Source organism: Streptomyces sp. SID3343 (assembly GCF_009865215.1).
Lineage (GTDB): Bacteria > Actinomycetota > Actinomycetes > Streptomycetales > Streptomycetaceae > Embleya.
Genome location: NZ_WWJX01001319.1, coordinates 1 through 7069, shown reverse-complemented (window position 1 = coordinate 7069; position 7069 = coordinate 1). Strand labels below are relative to the sequence as shown.

General features: G+C 70.3%; 4 protein-coding genes. All 4 read left to right on the top strand.

What is annotated here, in order from left to right; translation table 11 throughout:
* The first annotated feature begins 297 nt into the window (after positions 1-297).
* Positions 298-4026 (top strand): nitrate reductase subunit alpha, encoded by a 3729-nt coding sequence (locus tag GT354_RS41740; RefSeq protein ID WP_161361953.1) that lies wholly within the window; start codon positions 298-300, stop codon positions 4024-4026.
* A gap of 1 nt (position 4027) precedes the next feature.
* A complete protein-coding gene (gene narH, locus GT354_RS41735) occupies positions 4028-5701 on the top strand; it encodes a nitrate reductase subunit beta (protein WP_161361951.1) in 1674 nt (557 codons plus the stop codon).
* Positions 5698-6321 carry a nitrate reductase molybdenum cofactor assembly chaperone gene (gene narJ / locus GT354_RS41730; RefSeq protein ID WP_161361949.1) on the top strand — a complete coding sequence of 208 codons (624 nt, stop codon included), beginning with the start codon at positions 5698-5700 and terminating at the stop codon, positions 6319-6321. The genes narH and narJ overlap by 4 nt, the downstream gene beginning before the upstream one ends.
* The coding region (gene narI / locus GT354_RS41725; RefSeq protein WP_161361947.1) for a respiratory nitrate reductase subunit gamma at positions 6318-7069 on the top strand (752 nt) is incomplete at its 3' end. The genes narJ and narI, both read left to right, overlap by 4 nt.

Sequence of the window (7069 nt, the reverse complement as noted above, 5' to 3'; positions counted from 1 at the left end):
CCGCCTGCCGCGCCGCAGCGAAGGCCGAGCCGGACCCGGCCGCGGCGCCTCGCGCCCCCGCGCGGCGCGTACCCATGGTGTGTCGCGGACGTTCGACCGTCCACGACATCGTGAGGAACACCTGGGTAGCTGCTTCCACGTTTATTGCAAAGGGCACGGAAAGCCAGGCATAGAGGCAGCCAAACTCCAGGTCGTCGTCTGTACGCGGAGCGTGAGGGTGGTGAAGCTAAGGCCGGGGGAGCCGAGAACCGACCAAGGGAGATGACCGTCTTGGCACGCCTACGCCGCAAAGCACGCATGGAAGCGGAGCGAGCCGCCACAGCGGCGACCGAGCAACTCCTGCGGGCCGGGCGCCTGCTCATGCGCAGTGACACGACCCCCGACCTGCGCGCGATCTATCGCACCGATCAGAGCGTCAACGACGAGCCCTATCGCGAGCGTTGGGCGCACGACAAGGTCGTACGCTCCACGCACGGGGTCAACTGCACGGGTTCGTGTTCGTGGAAGGTGTACGTCAAGGACGGCCTGATCGCGTGGGAGACCCAGCAGACGGACTATCCGTCGGTGGGACCGGATCGGCCCGAGTACGAGCCCCGGGGCTGCCCGCGCGGGGCGTCGTTCTCCTGGTACACGTACTCGCCCACGCGAGTTCGATACCCGCAGGCGCGCGGCGTACTGGTCGACCTGTACCGCGAGGCCCGGCAACGCCTCGGCGATCCGGTGGCCGCGTGGGCCGAGGTCACCACCGACCCGGTCAAGCGCCGCCGCTACCAGGACGCGCGCGGCAAGGGCGGACTGGTCCGCGTCGAGTGGGACGAGGCGTTGGAGATCGCCGCCGCGGCACACGTGCACGCGATCGCCGAACACGGGCCGGACCGGGTGGCCGGCTTCTCGCCGATCCCGGCGATGTCGATGGCCTCGCACGCGGTCGGCGCCCGCTTCATGGCGCTGATCGGCGCCCCGATGCTCTCGTTCTACGACTGGTACGCGGATCTGCCGATCGCCTCGCCCCAGGTGTTCGGCGACCAGACCGACGTGCCCGAGTCGGGTGACTGGTGGGACGCGGCCTACCTGATGCTGTGGGGCTCGAACGTACCGGTCACCCGCACCCCGGACGCCCACTGGATGGCCGAGGCGCGCTATCGCGGACAAAAAGTCGTGGTCGTCTCACCCGACTTCTCCGACGCCACCAAGTTCGCCGACGAGTGGCTGCACCCGCATCCGGGCACCGACGGGGCGCTCGCGATGGCCATGGGGCACGTCATCCTCAACGAGTTCTTCGTCGAGCGGAACACCCCCTACTTCACCGAGTACGTCACCTCCTTCACCGATCTGCCGTTCCTGGTCGAGCTGGAGCCGCACGAGGACGGCGGCTTCACGCCGGGGCACTTCCTCACCGCGGCCGACGTGGGCGACGACGCCGAACCTCAGCCGGGCAACGGCGAGCGCGAGGACGCGCGCATGCGCCCGGTGGTCTTCGACGCCCGCTCGGGTCGAGCCCTCGCACCCAACGGCACGATGGGCGACCGCTGGTCCGAAGCCGGGCGCGGGCGCTGGAACCTGGACCTGGGGGACATCCAACCCCTGCTGACCTTCCACCCCGGAGCGAGCGAGGACCCGGTGCGCCAAGCCGAGGTCCTGCTGCCCCGCTTCGACCTCACCGGCGACCAGGATGCGCGAACGCGCGTGCTGCGCCGGTCGGTTGCGGTACGCGAGGTCGCCGGGCGAACCGTGACCACCGTCTTCGACCTGTTGCTCGCCCGGTACGGCGTGCGCCGGCCCGGCCTCGACGGCGACTGGCCGGCCGACTACGCGGACGCGTCGCAACCGGCCACCCCCGCGTGGCAGGAAGCGATCACCTCCGTCCCGGCCGAGCAAGTCACCCGCATCGCCCGGGAGTTCGCCCGCACCGCCGAGGCGACCCGGGGCCGATCGATGATCGTCATGGGCGCGGGCACCAATCACTGGTTCCACTCCGACACCATCTACCGCTCGTTCCTGTCCCTGCTGCTGCTCACCGGTTGTCAGGGCGTCAACGGCGGAGGCTGGGCGCACTACGTCGGCCAGGAGAAGGTGCGCCCGCTGGCGGGCTGGCAGCAGGTGCAGACGGCCGCGGACTGGACCCGCCCGTCCCGGCAGATGGCGGGCACGCCGTACTGGTACCTCAACACCGACCAGTGGCGCTACGAGAGCTACGGCGCGGACGCGCTCGCGTCGCCGCTGGGCCGCGGCCGGTTCGCCGGGCAGCACACCGCGGACCTGGTGGCGCAGTCCGCGCGACTGGGCTGGATGCCGTCCTATCCCACGTTCGGCGCCAATCCCCTCGACCTGGGCGAGCGCGCCCACGCCCGCGGCGGCGATCCCTCGCACTGGATCGCCGAGGAACTGCGCACGGGCAGACTGGACTTCGCGTGCGAGGATCCGGACGCACCGGACAACTGGCCGCGCGTACTCACGGTGTGGCGGGCCAACCTGATCGGCTCCTCCGCCAAGGGCAACGAGTACTTCCTGCGGCACCTGCTCGGGGCGAGCGACAACGCGAGCGCCGAACAGGCCCCGCCGAACCGGCGTCCCCGCGACGTGCGGTGGCACGAACAGGCCCCGCGCGGCAAGCTCGACCTGCTGCTCGCGCTCGACTTTCGGATGACCTCGACCACGCTGTTCGCCGATCTGGTCCTGCCCGCCGCCACCTGGTACGAAAAGCACGACCTCTCCAGCACCGACATGCACCCCTTCGTGCACGCCTTCAATCCGGCCATCACGCCGCCGTGGCAGGCCCGTACCGACTTCGAGATCTTCCACGGACTCGCCGCGAAGCTGAGCGAACTGGCCGCCGGGCGGCTCGACACCCGCCACGACCTGGTGGCCACCGCACACCAACACGACACCCCCGGAGAGACCCGACACCCCGGTGGCACCGTCCCCGAGTGGCGCGGCACCGGCACGGTCCCGGTGCGCGACATCCCCACGTGCACCGTGGTGGAACGCGACTACACCGCGATCGCCGACAAACTCGCGGCCCTGGGACCACTGGCCGAGCGCGACGGGATGACCGTCAAGGGCATCACCGTGCGTCCCGACGCGGAAAGCCGATGGCTGGCCGAGCGCTGCGGCACCGCACGAGGAGGCGCGGCGCACGGACGGCCCCTGCTGGACACCGACGTCAAACTCTGCGAAGCCATCCTGGCCCTGTCGGGAACCACCAACGGTCGCCTCGCCGCCGAGGGCTTTCGGCGACTCGCGGAACGCTGCGGCGGCGAAACCGGCCTGGTCGAGTTGGGCGAGTCGGTCGCCGAACGCCGGGTGCTCTTCTCCGACACCCAGGAGCGGCCCGTCCAGGTCGGCACGAGCTTCGAATGGTCGGGCAAGGAATCCCACGACCGGCGCTACTCGCCGTTCACGATCAACGTCGAGCACCGCAAGCCGTGGCACACCCTCACCGGCCGCCAGCACTTCTACCTCGACCACGACTGGATGGCCGAACTCGGCGAGCAACTGCCCATCTACCGGCCGCCGTTGGACATGGCCGCCCTGGGCGAGAGCCGCCCTCGCGAACACGGCACGGAACGCACGGTCACCGTGCGCTACGTCACCCCGCACTCCAAATGGTCCATCCACTCCGAATACCAGGAGAACCTCCTGATGCAAACGCTTGCCCGCGGCGGCCCCGTCGTATGGATGAGCGTGCCGGACGCCGAGGCCGTCGGAGTCGCCGACAACGACTGGATCGAGGCAGTCAACGCCAACGGCGTCGTCGTCGCCCGCGCGGTGGTCTCGCACCGGATGCCGGCCGGCACCGTGTTCATGTACCACGTCCAGGAGCGCCTGGTGAACGTCCCCAAATCCCAGGAGACCGGCCGACGCGGCGGCGTCCACAACGCGCTGACCAAACTCCTGATCAAACCCACCCACCTGATCGGCGGCTACGCCCAACTCTCCTTCGCGCCCAACTACTACGGCCCCACCGGCAACCAGCGCGACGCGGTCACCGTCATTCGCCGCCGCGCGCAGAACGTGGAGTACTGACATGCGCGTCATGGCCCAGGTCGCGATGGTGATGAATCTCGACAAGTGCATCGGGTGCCACACCTGCTCGGTCACCTGCAAACAGACCTGGACCAACCGCAGCGGCACCGAGTACGTGTGGTTCAACAACGTCGAGACCCGCCCCGGCCAGGGCTACCCGCGCGGCTACGAGGACCAGGACACGTGGAAGGGCGGCTGGCGCCTGCGTCGCGGCCGGCTGATCCCGCGCTCCGGCGGCCGGGCCCGCCGACTCGCGCGCCTGTTCGCCAACCCCGAACTGCCCACGCTGGACGACTACTACCAGCCGTGGACCTACGACTACGCGAACCTGACCACGGCGCCGCTGGGCGACGACGTACCCACCGCCCGGCCGCTGTCGCTGATCGACGGCCGTCCCACCGCCGTGACCTGGGGACCCAACTGGGACGACGACCTCGGCGGCGGCCCGCAACAGATCGCCCAGGACCCGGTGTTGCGCCGGATGAACGAAACCGTACGCCTGGAGTACGAACAGGCGTTCATGTTCTACCTGCCACGTATCTGCGAACACTGCCTCAACCCCTCGTGCGCCGCCGTGTGTCCCTCCGGCGCGATCTACAAGCGGATCGAGGACGGCATCGTCCTGGTGGACCAGGACCGCTGCCGAGGCTGGCGCATGTGCGTCTCGGGCTGCCCGTACAAGAAGATCTACTTCAACCACACCACCGGCAAAGCCGAGAAGTGCACGCTGTGCTACCCGCGGATCGAGGCGGGCGAGCCCACCGTGTGCTCCGAGACCTGCGTGGGACGGCTTCGCTACCTGGGCGTCGTGCTCTACGACGCCGACAAGGTCGGCGAAGCCGCGTCCGTCCCCGACGAACAGGACCTGTACCCGGCGCAACTGGGCTGCTTCCTCGACCCCCACGACCCCGAAGTGGCCCGTGCCGCCGAGGAATCGGGGATCCCGCACGGCTGGATCACCGCAGCCCGCCGCTCACCCGTACACGCGCTGATCACCCGATTCCGGGTGGCACTGCCCCTACACCCGGAATACCGCACCATGCCCATGGTCTGGTACATCCCGCCGCTGTCGCCCGTGGTGGAAGCGCTCAGCCGCACCGGGCACGACGGTGAGGAACCCGCCAACCTGTTCGGCGCGATCGACTCGCTGCGCATCCCGATGGAATACCTCGCCGCGCTGTTCACCGCCGGCGACACCGAACCCGTCGAGGCCGCGCTGTGCCGACTCGCCGCGATGCGTACCCACATGCGCCGGGTCAACCTGGGCGAGCCACCCGATGCGCGGATCGCCGAATCGGTGGGCATGACCGAGACGGACATCCAGGACATGTACCGGCTGCTGGCCCTGGCCAAGTACGACGAGCGGTACGTCATTCCCACCGGCTACGCCGGCAGCGTCCCCGATCCGAGCGAGGACGACCGCAGGCACACCGGGTGCAGCCTGGACGGCGAGGGTGGCCCCGGCATGCAGGTGGGCGGAGCGGACGACATGGACGTCTTCCACGCCCCGCCCCTGGTCCCCGAGCCGGCCTCCGCGCACACCGGCGGGCCGCCCGGGCCGTCTTCCGAACCGCCTTCGGGACCGCTTTCCGGGCGGTTGAACCTGCTCGGTTGGGACGGCCGCGGCCGGCCCGCCGGCCTGTTCCCCCGTCCTGCCGAGGACGACCGGCGATGACCCATCCGGCCGTGTGCCAAGCCGCGTCGCTGCTGCTCCAATACCCCGACACCTCGTGGAACTCGCGCCTGGAGACCGTACGCACCGCGCTGACCGCGTGGGGCGCGCCCGAGGCGGAGCCGCTGCTGCGCTTCTGTGCCCGGGTGGACCGGTCGCCGGAGACGGAGTTCGCCGCCCGCTACGTCGCCACCTTCGACCGCAGCCGGCGCCGCACCCTCCACCTGACCTACTACACCGACGGTGACACCCGTCGGCGCGGCATGTCCCTGGCCGACCTCAAGGCCCGCTACCGCGCCCACGGTTGGGCCTGTCCGCCGGACGAACTCCCCGACTTCCTGCCCACGGTCCTGGAGTTCACCGCCCGCTGCCCCGGGCCCGGGCAGGACATCCTGCTGGCCCACCGCGCCGGCATCGCGCTCCTCGGCCACGCCTTGGAGGCGTTCCACAGTCCCTACGCCGACGTCGTGCGCGCCGTCGACGCGACCCTCCCCGGTGCCGGACCGGCCGATCGTCGCGCCGCGCTTGCCCTGGCCCGCACCGGCCCGCCCGTCGAGACCGTGGGTCTCGAACCGTTCGCGGCCGGGGGAGTGACACCGCCCACCGAAGGGGCCCGACGATGAACCACCTGCATACGACCGCATGGGCGGTACTGCCCTACCTGGTGGCCACCTTGGCGATCACCGGGACGGCCTGGCGCTATCACTACGACCGTTTCGGGTTCACCACGCGCTCCAGCCAACTGCACGAGAGCCGCCTGCTGCGGATCGGCGGGCCACTGTTCCACTACGGGCTGCTGTTCGTCGTCGCCGGACACGTGGTGGGTCTGCTCGTGCCGGAGAGCTGGACCGAGAAACTGCGTGTCGGCGAACGCCTCTACCACGCCAACGCTTTGCTGCTCGGTGGCGTCGCCGGCATCGCGTGCGTGGTCGGACTCGCCGTACTGATGTGGCGGCGCCTTCGGGTCACCGCCGTGCGCAACTCGACCTCGGGCACCGACCGGGTGGTCTATCCGCTGCTGACCGTCGTGCTGCTGGCCGGGCTCACCGCGACCGCGACCGGCGTCGGATCGGACACCTACGACTACCGGACCGGCGTCTCGGTGTGGTTTCGCAGCCTGTTCGTCCTGGATCCGGACGTCGCGGCGATGCGGCACGCTCCCTTCGTCTACCAGCTGCACGCCCTGCTCGCGATGGCGTTGTTCGGGCTGTGGCCGTTCAGTCGCCTCGTGCACGCCTTCACCGCTCCGTTGGGCTACCTGGTTCGCCCCTACGTCGTCTACCGTTCGGTTCCGGCGGGGCGTTCGAGGTCCGCGGCCCGATCGGGCGCTCGCCGTCGGGCAGGCCGGGAACCGGTGCGTCCGCCGCGTCG